The organism is Myxococcus qinghaiensis (assembly GCF_024198215.1).
GTDB classification, from domain to species: domain Bacteria; phylum Myxococcota; class Myxococcia; order Myxococcales; family Myxococcaceae; genus Myxococcus; species Myxococcus qinghaiensis.
In genome coordinates, this window is sequence record NZ_JAKCFA010000016.1 from 86,667 (window position 1) to 111,231 (window position 24,565).

The 24,565-nt window shown below is 69.0% G+C and carries 17 protein-coding genes; 8 read left to right on the plus strand and 9 right to left on the minus strand.

Annotation, left to right across the window (positions count from 1 at the left end):
- Positions 1–8: 8 nt before the first annotated feature.
- Together LZ199_RS27760 and LZ199_RS27765 are read right to left on the minus strand one after the other, a co-directional pair.
- Positions 9–2,258 carry a TOMM precursor leader peptide-binding protein gene (locus LZ199_RS27760; protein WP_253996785.1) on the minus strand — a complete coding sequence of 750 codons (2,250 nt, stop codon included), beginning with the start codon at positions 2,256–2,258 and terminating at the stop codon, positions 9–11.
- A gap of 102 nt (positions 2,259–2,360) precedes the next feature.
- On the minus strand, positions 2,361–2,690 hold the full coding sequence (locus tag LZ199_RS27765; RefSeq protein WP_253996786.1) for a hypothetical protein: 330 nt from the start codon (positions 2,688–2,690) through the stop codon (positions 2,361–2,363).
- Positions 2,691–3,081: 391 nt separating this feature from the next.
- On the opposite strand from LZ199_RS27765, the gene LZ199_RS27770 reads away from it, so the two are divergent.
- Together LZ199_RS27770 and LZ199_RS27775 are read left to right on the plus strand one after the other, a co-directional pair.
- Positions 3,082–4,149, plus strand: coding sequence for a sigma-54-dependent transcriptional regulator (locus tag LZ199_RS27770; RefSeq protein ID WP_323389888.1), 1,068 nt, complete (start codon positions 3,082–3,084; stop codon positions 4,147–4,149).
- 27 nt (positions 4,150–4,176) lie between these two features.
- Positions 4,177–4,755, plus strand: a complete 579-nt coding sequence (locus LZ199_RS27775) for an RNA polymerase sigma factor (protein WP_253996787.1) — start codon at positions 4,177–4,179, stop codon at positions 4,753–4,755.
- Between the two features lie 70 nt (positions 4,756–4,825).
- Here the strand turns inward: LZ199_RS27775 and LZ199_RS27780 are convergent, their stop codons facing one another.
- Positions 4,826–6,457: a caspase family protein gene (locus LZ199_RS27780; RefSeq protein WP_253996788.1), complete on the minus strand. Its 1,632-nt coding sequence runs from the start codon at positions 6,455–6,457 to the stop codon at positions 4,826–4,828.
- Positions 6,458–6,651: 194 nt separating this feature from the next.
- Between LZ199_RS27780 and LZ199_RS27785 the strand changes: the two genes are divergently transcribed.
- From LZ199_RS27785 to LZ199_RS27795, 3 genes are all read left to right on the plus strand, one after another.
- Complete coding sequence (locus tag LZ199_RS27785; protein ID WP_253996789.1) at positions 6,652–6,870, plus strand: hypothetical protein; 219 nt, start codon at positions 6,652–6,654, stop codon at positions 6,868–6,870.
- A gap of 176 nt (positions 6,871–7,046) precedes the next feature.
- On the plus strand, positions 7,047–8,627 hold the full coding sequence (locus tag LZ199_RS27790) for a delta-60 repeat domain-containing protein (protein ID WP_253996790.1): 1,581 nt from the start codon (positions 7,047–7,049) through the stop codon (positions 8,625–8,627).
- Positions 8,628–8,753: 126 nt separating this feature from the next.
- Positions 8,754–9,638: a class I SAM-dependent methyltransferase gene (locus LZ199_RS27795; protein WP_253996791.1), complete on the plus strand. Its 885-nt coding sequence runs from the start codon at positions 8,754–8,756 to the stop codon at positions 9,636–9,638.
- Between the two features lie 3 nt (positions 9,639–9,641).
- On the opposite strand, the gene LZ199_RS27800 is transcribed toward LZ199_RS27795, so the two are convergent.
- Both LZ199_RS27800 and LZ199_RS27805 read right to left on the minus strand, forming a co-directional pair.
- Positions 9,642–11,096 carry an eCIS core domain-containing protein gene (locus tag LZ199_RS27800; RefSeq protein WP_253996792.1) on the minus strand — a complete coding sequence of 485 codons (1,455 nt, stop codon included), beginning with the start codon at positions 11,094–11,096 and terminating at the stop codon, positions 9,642–9,644.
- 194 nt (positions 11,097–11,290) lie between these two features.
- A complete protein-coding gene (locus LZ199_RS27805) occupies positions 11,291–13,237 on the minus strand; it encodes a vWA domain-containing protein (RefSeq protein ID WP_253996793.1) in 1,947 nt (648 codons plus the stop codon).
- 287 nt (positions 13,238–13,524) lie between these two features.
- Here LZ199_RS27805 and LZ199_RS27810 point away from each other — a divergent pair, with 287 nt between their 5' ends.
- On the plus strand, positions 13,525–13,944 hold the full coding sequence (locus LZ199_RS27810; RefSeq protein WP_253996794.1) for a hypothetical protein: 420 nt from the start codon (positions 13,525–13,527) through the stop codon (positions 13,942–13,944).
- 62 nt (positions 13,945–14,006) lie between these two features.
- On the plus strand, positions 14,007–14,807 hold the full coding sequence (locus tag LZ199_RS27815) for a hypothetical protein (protein ID WP_253996795.1): 801 nt from the start codon (positions 14,007–14,009) through the stop codon (positions 14,805–14,807).
- Between the two features lie 6 nt (positions 14,808–14,813).
- Here LZ199_RS27815 and LZ199_RS27820 read toward each other — a convergent pair whose 3' ends face one another.
- Both LZ199_RS27820 and LZ199_RS27825 read right to left on the minus strand, forming a co-directional pair.
- Positions 14,814–17,282 carry a WD40 repeat domain-containing protein gene (locus LZ199_RS27820; RefSeq protein ID WP_253996796.1) on the minus strand — a complete coding sequence of 823 codons (2,469 nt, stop codon included), beginning with the start codon at positions 17,280–17,282 and terminating at the stop codon, positions 14,814–14,816.
- Positions 17,283–17,328: 46 nt separating this feature from the next.
- The gene (locus tag LZ199_RS27825) at positions 17,329–19,233 is read right to left on the minus strand and encodes a transketolase (RefSeq protein ID WP_253996797.1); all 1,905 of its coding nucleotides are present in this window, start codon (positions 19,231–19,233) and stop codon (positions 17,329–17,331) included.
- Between the two features lie 168 nt (positions 19,234–19,401).
- Here LZ199_RS27825 and tal point away from each other — a divergent pair, with 168 nt between their 5' ends.
- Positions 19,402–20,523 carry a transaldolase gene (gene tal / locus LZ199_RS27830; protein ID WP_253996798.1) on the plus strand — a complete coding sequence of 374 codons (1,122 nt, stop codon included), beginning with the start codon at positions 19,402–19,404 and terminating at the stop codon, positions 20,521–20,523.
- Here the strand turns inward: tal and LZ199_RS27835 are convergent.
- Together LZ199_RS27835 and LZ199_RS27840 are read right to left on the minus strand one after the other, a co-directional pair.
- The gene (locus LZ199_RS27835) at positions 20,432–23,179 is read right to left on the minus strand and encodes a DUF6493 family protein (RefSeq protein WP_253996799.1); all 2,748 of its coding nucleotides are present in this window, start codon (positions 23,177–23,179) and stop codon (positions 20,432–20,434) included. The two genes, tal and LZ199_RS27835, sit on opposite strands and share 92 nt — an antisense overlap.
- Positions 23,176–24,549, minus strand: coding sequence for an SWIM zinc finger family protein (locus LZ199_RS27840; RefSeq protein WP_253996800.1), 1,374 nt, complete (start codon positions 24,547–24,549; stop codon positions 23,176–23,178). Before LZ199_RS27840 ends, LZ199_RS27835 begins: the two co-directional genes overlap by 4 nt.
- Positions 24,550–24,565 lie beyond the last annotated feature (16 nt).

Sequence of the window (24,565 nt, forward strand, 5' to 3'; positions counted from 1 at the left end):
TCCGTCCCTCAGAAGAAGATGCCCGTGGGGTTGAGCTGCTCTTCCCGAAGCGGCAGGGGGACCCAGCCCAGGCGCGCGGGCACGTCGTAGATCCGGCCCGGCCCGAAGCGCTTCCAGAAGTGGCGCAGGCCGGGGACCATCACCTTCACCACGGGCAGCCCCACGTCGGGCTGCGTCTGGTCCACCACCAGCGTCTCCAGGCCGGCGCGCCGCGCGTGCGCGACACAGCGCTCCACGTCCACCTTCAGGTCCCCCGAGGACAGGTCAGGCAACGCGCCCAGGCGCCGCGCGGCGACGTTCGGGTCCGGGCGCAGGTAGGGCTGGTTCTCCACCGTCGCCGTGCGCCACCAGTTCACGGCCTCCCGCTCCGGAAACCAGTAGAGCGTCCGTCCTTGCGCGTCCCGCTGCTGCACGGCGGGGAGGAACTGATTCACCTCCGTGAGCGCTCGCAGCAACGCGACGCGCGCATCCAGGTGCGCGCCGAAGCCCACGACGATGTCCTCCGCGGGTGCGTCATGTCGCCGTGACACCGCCGCGAGCGTGGGGATGCCCAGGTCCGCGGTGACGTCCAGCACCCACAGCTCCCGCTGGAGCCGCCGGTAGTGCTCCCGCAGCGCGTGCACGTACGGCAGGTCCACGCTGTCCAGGTCCACCGCGGGACGCCGGGTCCGCGAGTACCACCAGAGCGCCACCGAGTCGCGCTCCACCAGCTCCAGGAAGCCCTGGAGGATGGCCTCCTCCAGCGTGTTGCCCGCCGCGCAGCCATTGGAGTCGCTGGTGCAGAAGAACCACTTGCCCAGGTCCGGATGGCCGAAGGAGCAGTACGCGCTCGGCACGTGGCGGAAGCGCTCGTGCGTGAGGGACCACGCGCTCGTCCAGTGGATGCGCCGGTCCGGGTCGAAGTCCTCCGGGACATGGTGGAAGCCGGAGGGGTGCGCGGCGTTCCACTCCGCGCGCCGCGCGTACTGCGTGGGGCTGAAGTTCATCAGCGCGTTGGGCGGGACGGCCTCGTCCCGCAGCTCGTGGAGGCTCGCCACCCGGCTCCACTCCTCGCCCCGGTAGACGCCGGAGTAGCGCTCGATGGCCTCGCACAGCGCGCTCACCTTCGCCTGGGTGTCCGTCGTGCCCTTGCCCCCGCTGCGGCCGCGGAGGTTCAGCAGGACGAAGCGCAGGTCCTGTTGCATCAGCGCGAAGTTGTGGCCCGCCGCGTAGCTGTGCACCAGCCCCGCGCCGCCGTCCGCCCCCAGCGCTTCCAGATTTCTCACCACGCCGGTGATGGGGCTGACGTGCTTCTCCAGGCGCGCCAGGGTCTCCTCGGGAGACTGCGTGCGGTGGCCTCCGTCGCCGTCGAACCGCTTCGGGCACGGGCGGGGGATGACGGGCAGGGGCGCTCTCGACGCCGCCTCCTCGCCGGAGCACACCGGACACTGGGGCCTGCGCACGAGCGCGTGACGCTCCAGCTCCAGCGTCGTCAGGTCCAGCGTGACGAGCTGCTCTCCCAGCGGATGCTCGGGGCCGAGCACCAGCGCCTTGGCCACCTCCAGCGCCGCCAACTGGAAGGCCGCGCCCGTGCTGGCAGCCAGGCTCGCCGTGGGCAGCACCAGGGGATGGACCCGGCCCTGCTCCCGCTCCAGGAAGGACTCCAGCTGCCGGTTGGAGCGCAGCCGCTGCGCCAGACAGGCCCAGCACGCCGTCAGGGTGGGGCGGAAGACGGGCCCCAGCCAGAGCGTGCCGCCGACGGGCCTCGCCAGCATCCAGGGCCGCCGCGCCGCGAGCGCCTGGCGGTTGAGCGCGTCGAGCGCCGGGTGCAGGTAGTCGTCACAGAGCACCAGCTGGAAGCCCGCCTCGCCCTCGGTGCGAAGTCCCTGCGCGCACAGCGCCTCCCGCTGGCGCTCCTCCCACGCGCCGCCCAGGCACAGGACGGACACGGGCGTCTGGAGACCCTCGGCCACGGTGGCCATGTCGACCCCGAGCTCGTGCCAGAAGGGCGCCTCTGCCGGCGTATCGGCGCCGCCCTCGAGGATGCAGCCCTGCTCCGCCGCCACCTCCAGCGCGTGGGAGACCTCCACCAACGACAGGCGCGAGGAGAGCGCCGCGAAGACCTCCGGCAGCGAGTGTCTTCCATCCAGCAGGGGCACCAGCAGGGGAAAGGCGCGGCCCCTCAGAAGCAGGTAGTCCTTCTCGTGCAGCAGCAGCACCGTCGAATCGTCGACGCGCTCCACGCGGCAATGGCTCTTCCAGACAGGTCTCGACAGCATTCGTGACTCCCGGGACATGAAGCGTGGGCACCGCTGGAGCGGCAGGGGAACCGGAGGCCCGGTGGCGCGCGCCGCCGCCGAGCTCCGGGATGCGCGCGGCGCTCAGGTGCAGGTGCAGCACGGACAGCAGCAGCAGCAGACGGAGACATCCTTGGCCGCGGCGCCCGCCGTGCCGCCGGGAGTCACGGTGGGCTCCGGCGGAATGAACAGGGTGATGGCTCCGTCCTTGTTGCGGTCCCAGCTCTTCAGCTGCTCGTCGTAGCCCGTGGCCGTCGCGCCGCTGTACGCGTCGGTGAAGGCCACTGACTTGGGGACCGTGTCGAAGCCGTACACCTTCAACAAGTCGGGGTCCTGCTGAATCTGGTCCTTCTTGCCTGGGTTCGCCCAGACATCTTGGATGAGCTTGGAGTACGCCGTGCGGAAGTCCGCCATGGTCTGCCCTCGTTGCGAGTGGTGAGCGGCCCTGGATGAAGACGCCAGTACGCGAAGGACACGTTCGACAGGGCCGCCGATTCGTTGTGCACGACGCGCGCCAGGGGTGCGTGGATTTTCGGGCGTGAGTCCTGACGCGAGGATGCGCTGGGGCGGGCGTCGTGAAGGCCGTCCCGATGCTTGCTTGCTGCAAGCATTTGCTTGTAACGGGGACGCCGGCTCATGCGGCTTCATTCCAGACGCGTGCGTGAAAGATGTGAGTTGTTGAGTTTCTTGACTGGAGAAGGTTTTGCACGCCGGTGCGCCCCGCTTCCCTACCCTTGTTTGAGTTTGGAGCGGACGAATGCCGATGAGTCGAACCGACGCGTTTCTTCCGGTCATTGGTGAATCCATGTCCGGACTGATTGAGGTCCTGCGGGTCTTCACGCAACAGGAGGACACCATCCTCATCAGCGGGCCCACCGGCTCGGGAAAGTCGAGGCTGGCGCGGTGGAGTCATGAGCACTCGGGGCGGATGCAGGGGGCCTTCGAGGTGTTGGATTTGATGACGGTGCCGGAGGAGCTTCAGATGGGAGCGCTCTTCGGCTGGAGGAAGGGCGCCTTCACGGGGGCGGTGCAGAACAGCCCGGGCTGCCTGGCGCTCGCCAAGGGCGGCACGTTGTTCATCGACGAAATCGACAAGCTCTCCCTGCGCGCGCAGGCGGGGCTGCTGCATGTGCTGGAGGAGCGGACGTACCGGGTGCTGGGAGAGGGGACGCTGCACCGCGCGGACGTGCGCTTCATCGTGGGGACGAACGTGGACCTCCACGAGGCGGTGACGGCGGGGCGCTTCCGCGAGGACCTCTACTACCGGGTCAACGTCCTCCCCATCCAGGTTCCACCGCTGGACGCGCGTCGGGACGAAATCATCCCCTGGGCGCAATACATGCTGGACCGGCGACACCAGGAGCGGGAGCGGGAGGGCCGGGCGCTCTTGTCCCCGGATGCGCAGGCGCAGCTGCTCGGCCGCAGCTGGCCGGGCAACCTGAGGCAGCTCGACAACATCATCCGCCGTGCGTACTCCCTGGCGGTGATGTCCCAGGAGGGCGACGTGCTCCTGCTGCGGGACGCGCATGTGATGCAGGCGCTGCGGTACGAGGAGTCGCCCACGTCGCGCTCGCTCATCGAGGCGCTGCGCGTGGCGTCCGCGTGCTTCGTGATGGAGGCTCAGCGCGCCGCCGTGCCGTGGGACTTGGACCTGGCGGATGCCTTTCGCGGCTTCGTGCTCGGCACCGCCGTGCGCCAGGTGGGGCGGGAGGAGGCGTTCCTGCTGCTGGGCCGCAAGCGGCTGTTGAAGAATCGCAATCACTACAAGGCGCTCGAGCGGGAGCTGAAGAAGGTGGATGCCCTCGTGGAGGCGGTGGGCCAGTCTCCCTCGCCCTTCACGGACCTGGTGGACCTGACGCTCGGGAAGGTCTGAGTGCATACCGGGGGAGAGGAGTCGAGGGTGTCCGCGTCCGCCTCATTCGAGGCGCTCTGGCGTCAGCACCAGGCCGCCCTGCTGCGAGTCTGTGAGCGGACGCTGGGGGATTCGGATGCGGCGAGGGATGCGTTGAGTCGCACGGCGGTGCGGGTGTGGCTTCAATGGTCCAGGGCCTCCCAGGAGGACTGGCCCTGGGCGCTGCTGCGCCGGGTGGCCATCAATGTCTGTATCGACCTCCAGCGGGAGCGGCGGCGTCAGGCCTTGCGGTGGACGTCGCTGGACGAGCAACTGGGAGAGGGCGCGGACCTGGAGGCGGCGGAGCCTTGTGAGGAGCAGGAGGAGCAGCGGTTGCAGGCGTTGCTGCTGGAGCTGCTGGAGTCACTGCCGCCACAGCTGCGGGCCTGTGCGCGGCTGGCCTTCGTCGAGCAGCAAAGCTACGCGGACATCGCGGTGGCCCTCCGCCTGACGCCTGCGAACGTACGCAAAATCGTGGAGCGCTCCCGCAAGCGGCTCGTGAAGCCGCTGGCCCGGGCGGGGGTGATTCGCGATGAGGCCCGCTTCCATCGCTGGCTGTCGGGGCGGCGCAAGCGGACGGCGGACTGAGGTTCTTCGGGCCGGTCCCCATTCCGTGAAAGGGGATGGGGGCCGGCCCGGCTTCAGATGGAGACCTGGCTCACTGTCGCGCGGCGGAGACGGCGCCGCTGATGGTGGTGACCAGGGGCCCGATGAGCGAGGGCGCGGTGGTGACCAGGTGCTGGAGCACGTCCGACCAGCCCTTGTCGGGCGCGGCCATGACGGCGGGCTGGTAGCCCTTGTTGGCGGCGGAGACGGCGCCGCCGATGGTGCTCACCAGTGGCCCCAGGAGCGCGGGCGCGGAGGAGGCCAGCGACGCGAGCACGTCCGACCAGCCCTTGTCCGCGGCGGGCATGACGGCGGGCTGGTAGCCCTTGTTGGCGGCGGAGACGGCGCCGCTGATGGTGGTGACCAGGGGCCCGATGAGCGAGGGCGCGGTGGTGACCAGGTGCTGGAGCACGTCCGACCAGCCCTTGTCTGCGGGGGCCGTCGGAGCGCCGGTGGAAGTGCCCAGGAGCTGGGAGAGGCCCGCCAGGTTCGGCATCTGTGAATACGACGTCATTGTTTTGACTCCTTCATTCGACAAGGGGACTGCGGGAGCCGTGGGCGAGCCCAGCCCGAACGGCAGGCTGACCGGGACCACGGTTTTCGGCGCTGCGCCGAAATCGGTGTTGAGGAAGACCGAGCGGGTGCGAACCCAGGAGGTGTCGGGCGTCACCAGCAGCTCGGGCGTCTGCTGGAAGCCCAGGCCGGAGATGCGCGCGGCGGACTGCTGGAGGCACTCCGAATAGGAGACGTTCGGCGTCGCCCCGAGCACCTGGCCCAGGGCGAAGGTGAACACCGACAGGTTCTTGGTGAGCTGCGTGCCCGCGGCGGCCGTCTGCTCGGCGGTGCAGGCCGTCAGCAGCGTGCAGTTGGCCTGGGGCGGCTCGGACGCCACCTGCGCGTCGAACGCCTTGGTGACGGGCACTCCGGTGATGAGCTGCACGGGCCTGCCGAAGCCCCGGAAGGGAATCTCCCCGGAGCGCTCGTCGGCGCTGCGGTGCAGCCAGGAGCGCTGGTGCGCCTTCGCGCCGGGCTGGAACGCCTTCTCCCCGGTGGTGGCGCCGAAGTCGCGCGGGTCGATGTAGGCCTTCACCTTGGCCAGCTCGATGCGGCGGGTGGCGCCCAGCTGATGCAGCTTCCGGGCGAAGTCCGACGCGATGAACAGGTCCTTCTCCATGCCGCCGGAGTGGCACGCGTCCAGGACGGTGGTCATCACCCCCTCGGGGAGCTGCTGGGTCAGCTTGGAGAAGTCCTGGTCGAAGAAGAAGTCGTCGTAGAGCACCAGGCTCTCGCGCCACACCTCGTCTATCTGCACCCGGTAGCCGTGGCCGGAGAAGAAGAAGACCAGCGCGTCGTCCTCCGTGGCTCCGTCCATCAGCCACGCCAGCGACTCCTTCACGTTGCCGAGCGTGGCGTCCGCGTCCAGCCGGACCTGGATGTCCTTGGGCGAAAACCCATACTGGGTGCCCAGGAGGCTCACCATCAGGTTGGCGTCGTTGATACAGCTGGAGAGCTGATTGATTTGGGGCCGGTAGTCATTGATGCCCGCGACCACGGCCTTGCGGTTGCGAATCCGCGTGCGCGGCTCGGAGGAGCCGCGCTTCGTCGTCACCTCCTTGGAGGCAGGGGGCGGACCTCCGGGGGATTTGGGGGCCGGGTCCGTGCCGCTTGGGATGGAAGAGCTCATGGCGTGCATCGCCTCCTTGGGCGCTCCAGGCACCGCGGAAGCGCGGTGGGTGGTGCGCCTTGAGAACGAGCCCGGGCCGCTTGACGTGACACGGCTTCTGGTCGTCAGCCCCACCCCGCGGGGCTGTCACGAGCCCGGCTCACGCATCGTCATGAGAGGTGAAGGCACAAGGCGATTCGCAAAGGAGGCACGTGATGCCGAAGTACTGTCGGGAGAAGTTCGAGAACACCACCACGGGGCAGGAGGTCTGGGTGAGCTGGCAGCAGGACAAGCATGTCCATGACGCCACGCTCATCACGACGATTGCCCAATGGCTCGGCACGAACCAGGGAGGGACCTGGCAGGTGCGGGTCAATACCTACCAGAGCAACCAGTCCTCACCCGGGTTGAATGACTTGTCATATCCGACGTGAGGGCCCCGGGGTGGAGGGAGTCTCTCTCTCCGCTTCCTCCACCCCGGGTCTGTTCACTCGAGGGACGGGATGTCTAATGTGCGGGGATGCACCGTCCCGCGCGCCCCGCTTCCTCTGCCTCGGTCAAACCTGTCTTTCCAGGTCGGCAAGGCCTTTGCCTCCTCAGGCTCCCGGCGGTGGTGGCCCTGGTGGTGATGTGGGGCTGCTCCTCGGACGAAAAGCCGCCGCCCGCCCCCTCCTTCACGCTTCGAGCTCCGTCCGAGCCGACGCTGCGCTTCGCTCCAGAGAATGCGACGCCCCTCATCATCGAGGTGACACGTGAGTCGTCGTTCACTGGAGCCCTCTCCCTCACCCTGGAGGGGTTGCCCGCCCACGTCCAGGCGGAGGCCACGACGGTCTTCTTGTCGGGAGCGGACAGCACGGGCACGTTCCAGCTCCACGTGGAGGAGCTGGCGGCCTATGGGCGCTTCCCCATCCGGGTGGTGGGGGACGGCGGGGTGGGGCGCGTGGAGCTGTCGCTGACGCTGGAGGTCCAGCCGGGCCAGGCCGCGTTGGATCTCTCGTTTGGCTCGGGCGGTCTCGCGCTTCCGGCGCTGGGACGTCCCGTGGGGATCTTCGTGCGCATGGCGGTGCAGCCTGATGGGAAGTGGATTCTCGCGAGCTCCACCGGCGCGGCGGGCTCCAGGGACGTGCTGGTGGCGCGCTTGCTTCCGGATGGAACTCCGGACGTCTCTTTCGGCACCCAGGGAACGCGCATCATCGACGTATGTGGCGGTGAGGACGATGTCCGGGCGGTCACCGTGCTCTCGGATGGGCGAATCATGCTCGCCGGGAGTGCTGTCTCCGATACGAATGGGTGCACGGCGCTCAACCGGCAGAGCCTGCTGCTCGTACGGCTCACCGCCACGGGGGAACTGGACTCCACGTTCGGGACCGCCGGGGTGTGGACCTTCCAGCTCTCCAAGGGCACCGCCACGCTTAATTCGCTCACCGTGGATTCCCAGGGACGTGTCGTGGGCGCGGGAACGGTGACAGGGACGGGCTCGGACTCGGACCAGGTGATGGTGCGCCTGCTGCCGACGGGTCAGCTCGACACCTCCTTCGGCGCCGACGGGCTGGTCATCGAGGATTACGGTCAGCAAGACTCTGGGAGCGTCGTTCTCGCGCTCGCGGACGATGCGCTGCTCCTGGGAGGGACGACGAGGGAGCACGCCGATGGCCTGACGCTCCGGCGCTATCAGGTGAACGGGGAGCGGGACCTCACCTTCAACTTCGTCCCACGCGCCCTGGCCGCCTCCAAGCTCGGTCCCAGGAGGCTGTATTCGCTGGAGGGAGGCAAAGTGCTGGTGGTCGCGGGCTCCAACTCCGGCGAGCACAACACCGACAATGGGGTGTCTCTGGTCCAGGTCGACGCGACGGGCGCGGCGGATGCTTCCTTCGGCCTCCAGGGTCACCAGTACTACGAGACGCCAGGCACCAGGAATAGGGATATCATCGCGGGCTCGGGGCTGCTGCCGGGCGGCGAAATCGCACTGGCCACCTGGTATGAGGGCATGATGAACGACACGGGGGTGGGCACCATCCACGTCTCCTCGAACGGGGAGCGGCTGCGCAGGAACCGCGTGGACCTGCCTGGAAGGCAGCGGCCCACGGACGCATGGCTCGACGCGGAGGGCTACTTCCGGGTGGTGGGCCTGCACACCGCGCCGGGACAGTCCAATGAGGTTCTGTTCGTGGCGCGCTTCTGGCCCTATTGATCGGGCACCGCGCCGCAGCCCTGTCCCGTGAGCTGTCGAGCGGGCGGGAGGGCAGACCCGGACCGCGTTGACTCGCCTGGGGGCGCCTCCGAGAATGCGCGCTCCCCAGGACCCGTGGAGCCCCGCTTGAGCCTGCTGACCCGCGTGAAGAAGAGCCTCCGGCACCGGGTGGCCCACCAGGCCTCCCAGCCGCTCTCCAAGCTTCTCAGCCTCACCGGCTTCGGCCGCTATGGGCCCGGGCCCCAGCTCAAGAGCCCGGAGCCGCTGCGGCAGGCAGGCATCCCCTACGAGACGTTCCGCTTCGACGTGGCAGGGCTGGAGCGCTTCTGGAACGAGCTGCAGGCGGGCAGCGCCGTCCTCCGGCACTACTGCGCGGTCCAGCCCTACTGGGAGAAGCGCTCGCAGTACCACTACTCGTGGACGCAGCTGGCGCCGCTGCTGGCGCGCGAGGACGCCGTCTACGTCGACATCGCCTCCACGCTGAACAGCCCCTACCTGGAGGTCATCCGCGCCCTGGCGAAGACGCGCAACGTGTTCGTCCAGGACCTGGTGTTTCCGCCCGGCATCAACGGCCACGAGATTGGTGGCTCGGCCGCGGAGCTGCCGCTGGGCAATGCCTCCGTGGACGCGATGACGCTGCACTGCTCCTTCGAGCACTTCGAGGGCGGCGCCGACACGGGCTTCATCCGGGAGGCTGCGCGGGTGCTGCGGCCCGGGGGCCGGGTCTGCATCGTCCCGCTGTACCTGGGCGAGTATGCCTTCACGATGTGCGACCCCGCGTGGGGCCATGACATCCGCCGCGAGGCCGAGCCCGTCATCCACCTCTTCCCGGGCTGGGGAGAGCGGCACGGGCGCTTCTACGGCGTGGACACGCTGAAGCAGCGCGTCCTCGAGCCCGCGCACGCGGCGGGCCTCAAGTCCCGCATCATCCACTTCGAGAACATCCTCGAGCTGCACCCCACCTGCTACACGCACTTCGGCCTGGTGCTGGAGAAGCCCGCCGTCGGATGAGGCTCAGTCGAGGCCCGTGTTGGGGCGGCCCTTGTCCGTCTCGTCCTGGGTGCGGCTGCTGGGTTTGACCGTCCAGTCGAAGACCTCGGCGCCTCCAAGCTCGATGATGACGTTGCGGACCGCACGCTTGCGCTCCTCCTTGGCCTTCTGGGAGTGCAGCTTCACGTGATAGCCATTGAGGCCCATTCCTCCCTTGATGGCCTCCTGCTGCCGCTTCATGTGTCGGTCGATGATGGCCGCGGCCAGGTAGGGGTAGCGCCTGGCGAGGGTGCCCCCGATGATTCCAGTGATGGGCTCATAGTCGTTGGGCTTGGCGCGCCCGAAGGCGCCGAAGGCATGGTGCATGAAGGTGGCGGAGGTTCCGAAGCTGCCTTGGTACAGGCCCTTCTTGGTGAGGGGAGCTTCCTCGCCCGGCAGCGCGGTGAGTCCCTTGGGCTCCTTCTCTCCATCGCGCAGGAAGCCGCCCTGGATGTCCATGACCACATCCCAGAGGGAGAGATTGAGGTTCTCCCCATCCCGGCCGCCCTTCTTGATGGTGAGGACGAAGGCTTCATCGAAGAGGGCCCTCCAGACGTCCCTGAAGCTCGTCTTCAGCGCCGTGGAGTCATAGCGGTGCTTGAACTCGAACATCCGGCGGATGAAGTCGAGCTGGAGCGCATGCTCGTACTCTCCATGGAACAGGCCCGCGGAGACGTCGTGAAAGGGTCTGCCGACCGTCCGCATCTTCTTGAGGAAGTCGAGCTCCGAGGGCGCGGGCTCGAACAGCTTCGGCAGCTTGGAGCTGACCTGCTCCACCGACTCCTTGAACGTCAACACCAGGCTCTCCGTGGGAGTCCAGCCCAGGTCCTTGACGCGGTGCATGACCAGCTCGTTGACGAAGTCGAAATAGACATGCATCCGCGCCTGGTCGTTCAGCGCGTCATGGATGAACTGAAGGTCATCGAAGACATCTCCGTCCGGAAGTGAGCCCCCCGCCAACGCGTAGATTCTCCGGATGTTGTAGCACTGAAGGACTCGCGGCCCGGGGCCCGCGCGGCTGACCCTGACTGACGCGGGTTCGTCCGGAGCGAGTCTCTCCGGGGCGAGTTCGCCGCGTGCGAAGGCCGCGCCCATCCGCTCGGCTTGTGCCTCCAGGTCCAGGTCATCGAGCACGCCTTCTTCCAGCAGAGCTGTCTTCAGGGCGCGCTGCTGGAGGACATGCGTCAGCTCATGGGCGAGCAGGTGCCGACCCCAAGGCGTCCGCGGCGCGTAGAAGCCGGGGACGAAGTGGAGGTCCGAGCCCGTGGCGAACGCGAGCGCTCCATGCTTCAGCGCCTCCGTTCCCAGGTGGATGCGGACGTCGGAGAAGTCCGCGCCGAAGAAGCGCTCCAGGCTGCCCCGCACCGCGTCTGGGATGGGGATTCCCGGCCCCGTCCACGGCGTGGGCGTGGAGGAACCGCTGCGGGCGGCGTCGGACATGGGCACTCCTGGGGTGGATGGCTCAATCGCTCACAAGCAAGCGAGGTGCCACGTCGGCTTCCCCTGGGAGGGTGAGGCGGATGTTTCTGTTTGCGTCCGGCTGCGACGCGCCTGCTTCATGGCGGAACGCGGCCCTGAAGAATGGCAACCCTCCTCCCCGGGCAAGGCTCACCCGGGGAGGAGGTCGCCGCGTGTTACCGGTTGGGAAGCGCTTCCAGCGTCACCCACTCGCTGAGCTTCTTGCCGCTGTTGGTGTGGCTCTCCACGGCGTAGAAGAAGCGCCGGCTCGCGTCATTGCCGTCGAGGAAGCGCACCGCCGTCGTCGCGTCCAGGTCCTCGCTGGCGGAGACCTCGCCGATGGCCTCCATGTGGCCCGCCTTGGGCTCCAGGCTCCGGTAGACGACGTAGTGCTTGTGGTGGACGCTGTGCGGCCACGTCAGCTCCGCGTACTTGCCGTCGAGGGCGCGCACCGCGAGCTCCACCCGGTCCGGCTCGGCGTCCGGCGAGATGACGTCGATGTCGTACCGCACGCCACCGATGGGCTCCTTCCGGTCGTCCATCTCGAAGATGTTCATGGGGAACAGGCCCTCTTCGCCGTGGGACTTGAAGCGCACGTGGATGCGCTCGTCCAGGGGCTTGTCCGCCTTGAAGGCCAGCGCGCCACCGTGGCCGCCGAAGTACAGCGTCCGGCCCTCGACGCCCTCGAGTCCCTCGGCCTCCGAGCCCGCTTCCGCCCAGAGCGCGAACAGCGTCTCCGTCAGCTCCAGCGTCACGGTGCCCGGGAACGGGTCCGCCTCGGGACGGATGAAGAGCTTCGTCGCGGCGCCCACGGTGGGGCGCACGTCATACGTGGTGCTGCCCGTGCCGCCGGACACCATCCTGACGACGTCCACGTTGCGCCAGGCGATGTTGTTGTTGAGCTGGGTGTTGGTGACGGTGTCGGAGCCGATGTACTCCGGGTAGGTCATCGGGTCACCCTCGGAGACCCACCGCGCCAGCAAGCAGTAATGACCGGGCACCGGGACATTGGCCCAGTTGATGCGGATGTCACGCGTCTCGCCCGCGTCCAGGAAGATGCCGTGCTCGGTGTGGATGCGCTTCCAGCTCGTCGAACCCCAGGAGGAGTTGCCGCCCGACGCCAGGTAGTACAGGTGCAGCGAACCGCCAATGGGGCCGGTGGGGCGCAGCGGGCCGTAGTTGCGCAGCGTGACGAAGACGTAGTTGTTGGGCGTGCCGTAGACCGGGTTGGTGGAGGCGGCGCAGCCGTTGACGTTGTTGCACACCTTGATGTCGGGGCTGGTCCAGATGGCGCCGGAGCTGGGCTCCCAGCCGTTGTCGGCCGGCGTGTCGCGGATGAAGACGTCGGACGGGGTGCGGCAGTCGCTCAGGAAGTCCTGCACGGCCAGGTGCGCGTCCGAGCCGTTGGGCAACGTCAGCCGGTAGCCGCCCTGGGAGATGGTGGCGTAGTTCTGCATGATGCCCACCACCGTCGCGTCAGGCGTGCCGCCCGTGGGGACGTAGACGGCGTGAATGCGGATGCCCTCGTTGTAGGCCTCCTGGGCCTGGAGGCTGGCCAGGGCGTTGCCCGTGTACAAGTCATTGAAGCCGCCCGGCAGGTTGTCGGTGATGAGGACGACGACGCGGCGGGCCCCGGTGCGCCAGAAGCCGGTGAAGGCGCCGTTCTGGTTGGGACGGAAGGCGATGTTGTGGATGACGGTGTTGAGCGCCTCGTCGGACGCCTCCGGCAGGTTCGCTCCGCCCCAGGCGCTCAGGCCGGACACCGCCGCCGTCATCTGCGCGTCATTGCCCGCGCCCAGGTCCACCTGCACCGTGACGTCATCCTTGAAGGTGACCAGGCCCAGCCGATAGTCGCCATTGGACGATGTCTGGACTTGTGACAGCAGCGTGGAGAAGTTCGACTGGAAGGCCACCAGCGAGCCTCCCATGCTGCCGGTGTCGTCGATGGCGAAGACGACATCCAGGGGACCGCACTCGCAGGGGTCCACCTCCGGGGGCTTGGGGGCGGGCACCGGCGCGGGGACCTTGGCGGCCAGCGCGACGTGAGAAGACATGAAGAGGCAGAGGAGTGCCGCGCCGAGCCAGGTCATGGCTCGGGGGCGGAGCGTGTTTGGCTTTGACATGTAGTGGTTATCTCCTACGGGGTTTCCACGTCATGTCGGAGAGCGATTGGCGGGGCGTCGACGTGGCGAGCCGACGTGAGCAGGAAGCAAGCCATTGCAGGCATGCAAGTCATTCAGGTGGTTGCGGGAAGGCGCGTGACCGGATGGGTTACGCGTGAGGCGACTTTTGTGGAGTTTCCCGCTACACCCTGCCCGTGGCGCCGTGTCACAAGCCTGGGACGCGTGTCGTCTCGGAGGTGTGCGGTTGGGGCTTCCCGCCGCACGTTCTCCAACCAGCCGGGTGTACCGTGACTTTCAAGTTCCTGAAGCAGCCGAAGACGCCTCCTGACTCCAAGCTCTGTGGGTTCTATGCCCTGTACCACTTCACCGACGGCGGGCTGACGCGGGACCAGTTCATCCAGAAGGCGACGGAGCACTACGAGACCGCGCTCGGGCTGCAGCACAAGGAGGCGGAGGAGATGGTCATGGATGGCAATGACCCCTCCGTCCTGAGCCTCTATGGGCTGAGGCAGAGCAACGTGGCCGAGCTCGAGACGCAGGGCGTGGGCGTGATTGCGGACACCACCCGCGGCCACTTCTTCACCGTCCGCCGGGAGAACGGCACCTGGTTCAGCTACGACAGCTACAACCATGACGCGCCGCAGGCCTACCTCACCTTCGAGGCGCTCAAGAAGGCGGAGATTGGAAGCAGCCAGGTCTGGGTCTGAGGTCTGCCAGGGACAGCCACGGCGGGGCGTGCGAGATTGGAGCCTTTGACGAGGTCTCCGACTTGCGCGCTCGAATCTCTGCCTGGAGTGCCGTGCTGTCCCTGGCCGTCTTGTCCTCCGCGTGCGGCCATCGCCCGCCCGCTTCACTGCGCTGGGACTTCGAGGAGGGGCGGCTGCCCTCCGGCTGGACGCCTCACCGGGACGAGTTCGAAGGGCAGCTCGTCGTGGACGACACCCGGGCCCATGGCGGCAGGTATGCGCTGCATGCCCGCCAGCTGGTGGGCGGCCGCGAGGGCGGGCAGGGGGGACCGAAGAAGACGGTGCGCTATTCGCTGCCCGCCGACTTCGGTCCCGTGCTGTGGGGGCGGGTCTTCGTCTACACGACGCCCGTGCGCCCGGCCTCGCACGCGGGGCTCTTCAACGCGCGATATCCCAGGCCCGGGAGCGAGGACGGCGCGTTCGAGTCGCTCGACTGGTACGAGGTGGCGACGTACCAGGAGAAGTACATGGCCATCTGGCACCCGCCGGAGCCGCCCGGCTTTCCGGAGTGGGTGCAGGTCTCCGACACGCCGCTCGTGTTGGACAAGTGGGTGTGTCTGGAATGGCTCTTCGACGCGGCCAACGGCGAGGCCCCGGAGGCCGCCGAGCCTCGGGTCTGGCTCGACGGCGTGGAGCTGGCGTGGCCCCGGAAGTTCGTCTTCTCGGACCCGCCCACCGACACACCGCCGAAGCGGGAGAAGGCCCGGCACTTCACCGTGGTGGAGGCGGGGGTCTTCCTCTACCAGGGGCTCTCCGTGCCCACCGACTGGTGGCTGGACGACCTGGCCGTCGGTGGGCAGCGGGTGGGGTGCTCCTCCCCGTGACGGGACTCAGGCGCCGCGTCGGTCGGCGTGAATCCTCAACACATACAGGAAGTCCTTGATGGCGCGGCCCCGGCCGACGACGAGCCCGTCTCGCAGGATGAGGGTCGCCTCCAGCGGGTCGTGGAAGTGCGCCAGCGGCGTGGGGTCCTCCTGCCGATGGAAGCAGACCGGGTCCTCTCCGAGGACCTCCCAGAAGCGTCGACGGGTGACGTCGTCCGGCTCGGAGCCGCCCGGAAGCTCCGTGCGAAGCGTTCCCGAGGAGAGGTCGAACTGTCGGGTGCGCATGTCATTGGCCTGGGTGACCAGGAAGTGCTGGCCCACGGACACCGCGAAGGCGAGGGAGGCATGGGGCAGCTCGTACCGGAGCGCGCCCGTCGCGACGTCGAAGAGGCGCACGCGCCTGTCGCTGCCACACGCCGCCACGAGCGAGCCATCCTCGGAGAGCGCTACTGCGATGACTTCTTCGTTGCAGACCTGGATGAGCCGCAGGGAGGAGCCCGTCGTCAGGTCGTAGACCTCCAGCTCTCCGGAGGCGCGACCCACGGCGAGGCGGGAGGGCTGCGTCGCCGTCGCGTAAGAAGGCTGGGGCTCCAGCAGGGCGCGGGTGGTCAGGACATTCCTTCCGCCCTTCACCTCGTACACCCACAGGCGGGCGTCGTCGGTATAGCCACACACGACGTGTTCGCCGTCGGGGGTGAAGGCGACGAGGGAGACGAGGCCCTTGGCTCCCCTCAGCGTGTGCAGCAGGGCTCCGTCCACGACGCGCCAGACTCGCACGCACCCGGCCTCGAGCGCCGCCGCCACGAGCTGTCCGTCCGGAGAGAGGGCCACGGGCTGGGGCTGGGTGTAGCGCTTCTTCGTGTCCTCCGGATTCAGCGGCTTGGCGAACAGCGTCTTCACCGGCGTCAGGCTCTTCAGGTCGAGCAACCGGACGCCTCGCGTGGAAGGCGTCTCCATGAAGAGCTGGATGGGATACGCGGCCAGGGCGCCATCGGAACTGATGCTCCACGGCTCCATGGGCACCGCATCCGGGTCCAGGCGGTACTCACGAACGCCGCCCTGTGCGTCAATGGCGCATCCCCCGTCGTAGCGCTGGGCGAAGGCCGCCGCTCCCTCCGGCTCTCCCCACAGCTCATGGACGCGCTTGGGTTCGACTCGCAGCGTCGGGGGCGCGGGGGCGTAGAGGTCGCTCACCAGCAGGCCGCCATCCGCCGCTGTCAGCGCGAAGCGCTTGCCGTCGGGTGAGAAGGCCGCGCCGCGCTGATGGCCGTCGGAGGGATAGGGCCGGCTCCACAAGACGGTGCCATCGCGCACCTCCAGGACCTCCACCCTGTTGTACGCCAGCAGGCCCAGCCGGTGGGTGCCGAGCCAGCCCACCTGCGAATAGCGCCCCGCGCCGCGCGTGCCCGGAAGCCGGGTCCATGTCCGGGTGTCCGCCACGGCGATGCCCTCGAACACCGCCCAGGAAATCCATTCGCCATCCGGGCTGAACTCCACCGTGTCGACGTACCCATCGGAGTCGATGCGCGTCACCTGGGTCCACGTCGCGGTGTCCCAGATGCGCAGCGTGGAGTCGGACGCGCCGCTCGCGAGCCAGCGCCCCGACGGGTGGAAGGACAGGGCCAGCACCGACTGCTCATGTCCCTTCAGCGTCTTCACCAGGCGGCCCGAGTCCACCTCGAATACGTGTACCAGCCACCCCAGGTTGCCGCTGGCGAGCAGGCGTCCATCCGGACTGAAGGCGACCGAGGTCACCTGTCCCTCCTGTCCCGGAAAGTCCTTGAGGAGCGCCCCGGTCGCCACGTCCCAGATGCGCGCGTCGTGGCCCCTGGAGCCCGAGGCCAGCTGGGTGCCGTCCGCGCTCCAGGCGATTCCGCGCACCTCCCCTTCGTGGCCCTCCATCACCTGGACGCACTCGCCCGTGGCCACGTCCCAGACGCGCACGTTGTTCCCGTCGGACCAGGAGCCGGTGGCCAGCCGCGTCCCCGCCGGGTTGTAGGCCGCGCACAGCACCTGGGCGTCGTGCCAGTAGAAGGAGTCAGCGCTCTCCAGGGCACCGCGCAGGGGCAGCAGGGACTCCACCCAGGGAGCCGCGCCGTCCACGTCGCGCTGGCGCCGCCAGTGCTCGGCGAGCTTGAACAGGTGCGCGTCCGGCGCGCTCCAGGGGCCGGGGCCCTCGGTCTCGAAGTGCGCGGCGGCGTCGGGCGCGTCGTGCCAGCGCAGGCGGTTGTAGAGGCACTGGAAGAGGGCCTCGGGGTGCGCCTGGAGGAAGGTGGCGTCGAGCTCGACGGCCTTGCGCAGGACGCGCAGCGTGCGCGGGCCCACGGCCGGGCCGACCTCCTTGAGGACGAGTGCGTCCGGAGGGGTGCGTGAGAGCACCTCGTCCAGGGTGGCGAGTAGCGCCGTCACGCCCTGGGTGCTCACGAGGTCTTCGAGGGTGGACAGCTCGGTGAGGGACTGGAGGTCGTAGGTCATCGCGGGAGAGACTCTCGCACGACCTCCCGTCCCGATTGGAGCCGGTTCAGGCGTTCTTCCGTCCGCGAGCGCGCGGCGCCTTCGCCTCGGCCTCGCCGCCGGTGGGGCCCGGTGCGTCCTTCATGTCCAGGACGGCCTGGACGATGTGCTCGGCGTCGATGCCGGCCGCGCTCAAGAGCTCCTCGGGCTTGCCGGAGCCGGGCAGCTTTCGCACCGCCAGGCGCTTCACGCGAGGCAGCGGCGAGGCGTCGTCGGAGAGGGCCTCGAGCACCGCGTCCGCGAGTCCGCCTTCGGCCCAGTGGTCCTCGACGACGATGAGCCGTCCCTGCGTCTCCTTCGCGGCCTGCCGCAGCGTTTTCGCGTCCACGGGCTTCACGGAGTACAGGTCGATGACGCGCACGGCGACCCCTGCCTCCTGGAGCCGAGCATGGGCCTCCAGCGCTTCATGCAGGGTGATGCCCGCGGCGACAATCGTCGCCACGTCCTGGTCGGAGCGCCGGAGCACCTTGCACCCGCCGACGGGGAACTTCTCCGTGGCGGAGTAGAGGATGGGCGTCTTGGCGCGCGTGGTGCGCAGGTAGCTGATGCCGGGCAGGTCCACGAGCTCGGCCATCAGCGCGGCCGTCTGGTTGGCGTCGCTGGGGTACAGCACGGTGCTGCCCGCGACGGCGCGCATCATCGCCAGGTCCTCGAGGCCCATCTGCGAGGGGCCGTCCTCGCCGATGGAGCAGCCCGCGTGGCTGCCGCACACGTGCAGCGTCGCGTTGGAGACGGCCGCCATGCGAATCTGGTCATACGCGCGCGACAGGAAGGCCGCGAAGGTGCTGATGAAGACGCGCTTGCCCAGCACCGCCATGCCCACGCCGCTGGACACCATGTTCTGCTCGGCGATGTACATCTCGAAGTAGCGCTGGGGATGGGCCTTCTTCAGCTCCTCCGAGTACGTGGAGTTGGACACCTCCGCGTCCAGCGCGACGAGGTCCGGGTGCGCGTCACCCAGCGCCTTCAGGGCATCGCCGTAGACCTTGCGGGTGGCCACCTTCTCGTCGGTGGGGTAGTGGGGCAGCTTCAGGGGCGCGGCCGATTCCCGGGCGGCGGGGTGGGTGACCTCCGGCTTCTTCACCTCGATGCGCAGGTGGCGCTCGCCGCCCAGCCCCTGGATGGCCTCGCGCGCCTGCTCTTGGGACAGGGGCTTGCCGTGCCAGCCTTCCTTGTTCGCGATGGCCGGGTAGCCGCGGCCCTTCTCCGTCTTGAAGACGAGGCAGGTGGGCTTGCCCGTCGTCGCCAGGGCCTCCGCCAGCGCGCGGTCGATGGCGCCCAGGTCATGGCCGTCCACGGCCAGCGCGTGCCAGCCGAAGGCGCGGGCGCGGGCGACATAGGCCTCGTCGTTCCAGCCCAGCTCCGTCGGTCCGCTCTGGCCCAGGCGGTTCATGTCGATGAGGGCGCAGAGGTTGTCGAGCTGGTAATGCGATGCCTTGTCGAACGCCTCCCAGACCGAGCCTTCGGCCGTCTCGCTGTCACCCATCATCACGTAGGTGCGGAAGCGCCGCTGGTCCAACCGCGCCATCAGCGCCATGCCCACGCCAATGGCGAGTCCCTGGCCGAGCGAGCCGGTGGCCACGTCCACGAGCGGTAGCACGTGCGGGTTGGGGTGTCCTTCCAGGCGGCTGCCGAGCTTGCGCAGTGACAGCAGCTCCGCGTCGGCGATGGCGCCCGCCGCCTTGAACGCCGCATAGAGGACCGGGCAGGCGTGGCCCTTGGAGAGCACGAAGCGGTCATTGTCGGGCGACTTGGGCTGCTGGAAGTCGAAGCGCAGATACTTCTGGAACAGGACGGCGACGATGTCCGCCGCGGACATGGAGGAGCTGGGGTGTCCCGAGCCCGCCGCTGTCGTCGCTCGAATGCTGTCGATTCGAAGCTGTGCCGCGAGCTCTGCCAGTGTGTCTGCCATCGTCTCTCTCCAGGCTGTAGGGGACTTCCGTAGAGTGTTGATGGTGGAGTCCCCGGTGAAGCGAAGGCCCTCTCTTCGAGGAGCAGCCCGGCGGGGAAGCCCCGGGCCGTGGGCCTGCTCACACCCTGGAGGGCGTGGGCACATTGAAGACCAGGGGGAGAACGTCCCATGGACAATCCACTGCGTCAGCTCGCGGAGTTCGGCCAGGCCGTCTGGGTGGACAACCTCCAGCGGAGCTACATCACAAAGGGCACGCTCAAGAAACTCATCGACGAGGATGGGCTCAAGGGCCTCACCTCCAACCCGACCATCTTCCAGAAGGCGGTGTCGGGCAGCGAGGACTACGCGGACCTGTTCGCGGAGGCGCGCGCCAAGGGGCTCGCCGCCAATGACGTCTACGAGCACCTCGCCGTGCGCGACGTCCAGGGCGCCGCCGACATCCTCCGGCCCGTCTATGACTCGCTGAAGGGGAAGGATGGCTTCGCGTCGCTGGAGGTCTCCCCCCGGCTCGCGAACCAGACGCAGGCCACGCTCGAGGAGGCCCGGCGGCTGTGGAAGACGCTCGCGCGGCCGAACGTGATGATCAAGGTCCCCGGCACGGAGGCCGGGGTGCCCGCCTTCCAGCAGCTCATCTCGGAGGGCATCAACATCAACGTGACGTTGCTCTTCAGCCAGGAGCGCTACCGGCAGATCGCCGACGCGTATCTGAGCGGGCTGGAGAAGTTCGCCAAGGCGGGGGGAGACTTGAGCACGGTGGCCAGCGTGGCCTCGTTCTTCGTCAGCCGCATCGACGTGGCGGCGGACAAGGAAATCGAGCAGCGGCTCAAGGCGGGCGTCTCCGCCGAGCAGCGCAAGGCGCTGGAGTCCCTGAGCGGCAAGGTGGCCATCGCCAATGCGAAGCTCGCCTACCGCATCTACCAGGAGGTCTTCAGCAGCGCGCGCTGGAAGGCGCTCGCCGCGAAGGGCGCTCGCGTGCAGCGCGTGCTGTGGGCGAGCACCAGCACGAAGAACCCGAAGCTGCGGGACGTGCTCTACGTGGAGGAGCTCATCGGGCCCGACACCGTCAACACCATGCCCCCGGCGACCATCGACGCCTTCCGTGAGCACGGCAAGGTGCGCACCAGCCTGGTGGAGGACCTCGCTGGCGCCAAGGAGACGATGCGCCAGCTGGAGGCGAATGGGGTGTCGATGAAGTCCGTCACCGAGCGGCTGGCGGTGGACGGCGTGAAGCTCTTCGAGGAGTCGTTCGACGCGCTGCTGGGGGCGGTGGGGGAGCAACTGAAGAAGTAGCAGGCGCCAGCGCCTCGAAGGTCTTCCGGTGGGGCGTGCCCTGGAGGTAGTCCCACGCCTCGGTGTCCGTGAGCCGGCCTTCCGTCTGGGCGAGCAGCTCCAAGAGCAGCTTCACCAGCGTGCCCTCGTCGCGAGGGGCGGTGTCCTTCGGCGTCTTCCTCAGGGCGTGCTGGATGGCGAGGGCCACCTGCGCGGCATGTTCCTCCGAGGCGCTGGCCACCCGCGCGAGCGTCGTGGACCAGCGCTTGAGGTTGATGAGCCCCGTGGGGCGCAGCTCGCGCATCAGCTGCCCGAGCTCCTCGGCGGTGAGTCTCCCCGTGGCGAGCGCGGAGATGGCGGCGTCGACGCTCACGCCGTGCTCACCGGGCTCCTTCGTCGCCAGACCCATTCCGAGCACCAACCGGGCCATGGGGCCCAGGCGCAGCCACGGGTGAAGCAACTGCTCGTAGGCGACGACGTTGCTCCAGTTGGCCTCGCTCCAGTCGAGGTTCATGGCCAGCTCCTCCGCGCGGCTGGCGAAGAAGGCCTCCAGCCCCGAGGGCCAGAGCGTCGCCGCCCAGCGCGGGTAGGGCTTGCCTCCACCGCCGCGCTCCTTGATGAGCATCAGGCCCGGAATGTCTTGAGGCGAAAGCTTCTTGGGCGAGCCAGGCTTGGGCGTCGTCGAGATGGCCAGGTCGTGGAACGTGTACTCGCCGGAGCGTCGCGCCTTGATGGTGAACGTGTGCTCCGCCGGGGGCGCGTCACCCCGATGCCTTCGCGCCAACGAGACACTCACGTCCGCCGCGGCGGGTGCGCTCTTGCTCAGCCCCAGGGCCCAGGCGACGAGCTTGAGCGCGCTGCTTCGCGAGCGGCTCGACTGCTTCAGTGGCTCCAGGGCCTTCGCGTCTCGAACGGGGGCGAGCCGACACAGGGCGAGACACAGGTCCGAGAGCGGGGGCTCGTCCGCATCGGATGCGCGCGCCAGCAGCCGTGTCACCAGCGTCTCGGGGGCCAGCCATCCGCCCTCGTGGGTGGGCGTGGACAGCAGGCCCTCATCGCGTCCCGCGTCCAGGGCCCGGGCGAGGTCGGAGATGCGCTCGCTCAGCAGCGGCAGGAGCACCTCGTGCCCGGGCGTGAAGACCGGCTCGGGAAGTCCGCGCAGCGTGGAGAGGGCTTCGCCTGGGGGCGCGAGCCATGCGAGCGCGAGGCCCGCGAGGCGAACCGTCAGCGACTCTCCGTAGGGCTTCGCGCTCAGCTTCCGGGCGCGCTTCGCCAGGGCGGAGGTCCGCCGCGCGAAGTCGTCGGGGCGTTGCCGTCCCAGTCGCGCCACGCCATCCAGCACGCGCTCGACGTCCATCGGGTTGCCCGCGTCCTCGATGCACGCTGAGAGCACGGAGAGCAGTTCATCGAGATTCGCGATGGGCGTCACCGCGAAGCGCGCGTCCGTGGGAGATGCTGGGGCGCGAGGCTCCACGGAGGGCTTCTTCCCGGCGGGGGCCTTGGGCGGCTTCGCGGCGGTGGGAGCGGTGCGCTCACCGAGCCAGGCCTGGACCTGCTTCTTCAGCGACGCCGCCACTCCCTCCACCCGCTCTTCGACTGCCGCGCGAAGGGCCGCGTCAGGCGTCTTCGCCAGGGACTCCAGCGCTTTCAGCACGGCCTTCTGCACGTCCACGGCTTCGTGGACGAAGCCTGATGCCAGGGCCACCGTGATTCGCTCGTGGGACACGCCGGACTCACGCTCACCGAGTGTCTTGAGGAGCTTCACCGCCTGCTGCGCGGTCCCCTTGTGCCGGGCCAGCAGCACGGGCTCCAGGGCGGGCAGGACGGCGTCCACGGGCAAGGGCGCGCGAGCTTCCAGCGCGGTGATGACGTCGAGCGCGAGGCTGACCGTCGCGGGGATGGAGCTGCCCAGCAGGCGCAGATAGCGGTCGGTGTGGCGCGTCAGTTCCTCGGGAGTGGGCTCCAGTCGCTCGTGGAAGCGGGAGAACCAGCCCGCGCGAAACGCCGCGAAGTCTCGCTCCAGCGCGCCCAGCGTGGCGTCCAGCAGGCGCCCTCGCTCCAGCGAGCCCTGACGCATGTGTCGCAAGAAGGCGGAGGCCCAGGTCTTGTCCTCCGGGTGGGTGTACTTGTCCTTCGCCGCGAGGCTCAGCTCTCCGCTGCCTTCGACTTCGAACAGGCGCCACGCCTCGTACTCCAACAGTCGTGGGTCCGTGTCGAAGGGATGTGGCTGGAAGCGCGTGTCCACGAAGAGCAGGCCCGTGATGTAGTTGTCATGCGTGGGGCGATGGGACAGCCCCTCGCGCACGAGCATGTGTGCCACCCGGAAGTAGGCCGGGTCGTCCGCGACGAGCTGCTCGGCCGCGCCGTCGAGCCAGTCCGGTCGCAGCTTCGCGGCCAGGGCGGCCGTCTCCTCGGGGAGATGGTAGAGGATGCCGGGCTTCCACTTCGAAAGTGGAACGGTGAAGAAGACCAGGATGGCCAGCACCCGAAAGCACTCACGCCGGAGTTCCTGAGCTTCGCGCGCCTCCGGCCAGGGCTCATGCCAGAGCACCTTGTGCCGCTCGAGTACTTCGGGGCCGAGCTGCCTTCGCTGCGCCGGAGTCAGTCCTTCCAGCAGCGTGGCGCAGGCGGCGAGGCTCGGCGCGGCGAGCAGTGCATCGAGGGACGAGGTCGTCATGAGGCGTCGGGGTCCTCGGCGCGCTGGACGTGCAGTTGCGCCGCGAGAAGGTGTTTGCAGGGGCCGCGCTCCAGGGCGTGGCGGGAGAACCAGGGACAGCCACAGCGCAGCGGCTCGCCGTCCGCGTCGAGCACGGCGTGGTAGGTGACGTCAGCGCCGCGGACCCACCAGACGCCCGGAGTGGACGCGTCGGGCTCCAGCGCACCGGACTCCAGCAGCGCGCGGGCATCGGAGAGGCGGGGCGCGAGGGCCTCCACCTGCTCCAGGTCGAAGGGCAGCTCCCGGTGGAAGAAGGCGGCCGTCTGCGAGTCGAAGCCCACCAGCCCCCTGACGCCGAGGACCTGGAGTCCGTGCCACACGAGGTCCTCGGGCGCGGACAGCTTGCTCGCGAGCGCGCGAGGCTCCAGCACGGCCTCCCAGCGCAGCTCCGCGCGCAGCGTGGACAGCACCTGCTCCACGGCGGGGCGCTGCGCCAGGGCCGACAGCGTCTGCCCCTCTCCGGAGAAGCCGCGCCACACCTCGCCGGAGAGCGCGAGCGTGAAGCGCAGGGCCCCCAGGTCGAGCACGAAGGCGCTGGCCTGACCCCGAGGGTCCGCGTGCAGGACGAGTCGCTTCGCGAAGGGGACCAGGTCCTCCAGCACACGCAGGCGCTCCAGGCCGGTGAGGCGCATCGCGCCCGTCGCCGCCGTCGAGCTCAGTCGCACCGAGCGCCCCTGGGGCACCAGGTAGTGGGGACGCTTGTCGGTGCGCGTCCGAGGAAGGCCTCGCAGGAAACGCAGGGCCTCCGTGGCGGGCAGCTCCGCGAAGGGCGTGAGGCGGGACAGGTAGGCCTGCACCTCGGCGAAGCCCTTGAGCCAGCGCAAGGGCAGCGGCACCTTGCGCTCCACCACCCGGGCCTCGCCGCGCTGGAGCGCCACCTCCGCGTGGCCCACGGACAGCGCGAGCGGCTCCTCCGCGCGCACGGTGGCCAGCGCCGCGCGCATCGGCGCGTTGAAGTCCACGTTGGTGGTGCCGAACGCCGCGACGTCCCCTTCGTAGGCCTCTGGCGTGAGGTCCACGCGCGCATATGTGCTGGCGCAGCTGGAGAAGCCCTCGAAGCGGAGCATGCCCCGTCCGCACGTCACCACCGGGTCGGCTTCGAGCAGGATGCGGTTCAGCATGGCGGGAGGAATGTAGAAGCGCGTCCCCACCACGCGGGAGAGGGCGCGCAGCGCCTGGGCCGTCAGCCGGGGTTGGAGCAGGCGCCCCTCGAAGAAATACGGCCGGGGCGCGCCGCCTCCGGAGGTCATGAGGCGCAGCGCCTGTCCGCGCTCCACGGCCACGAGCTCCGACGGGCCGCTGTACTGGTAGGTGTGGCTCAGGGCCGTCACGTCGTCACCTCGTTGG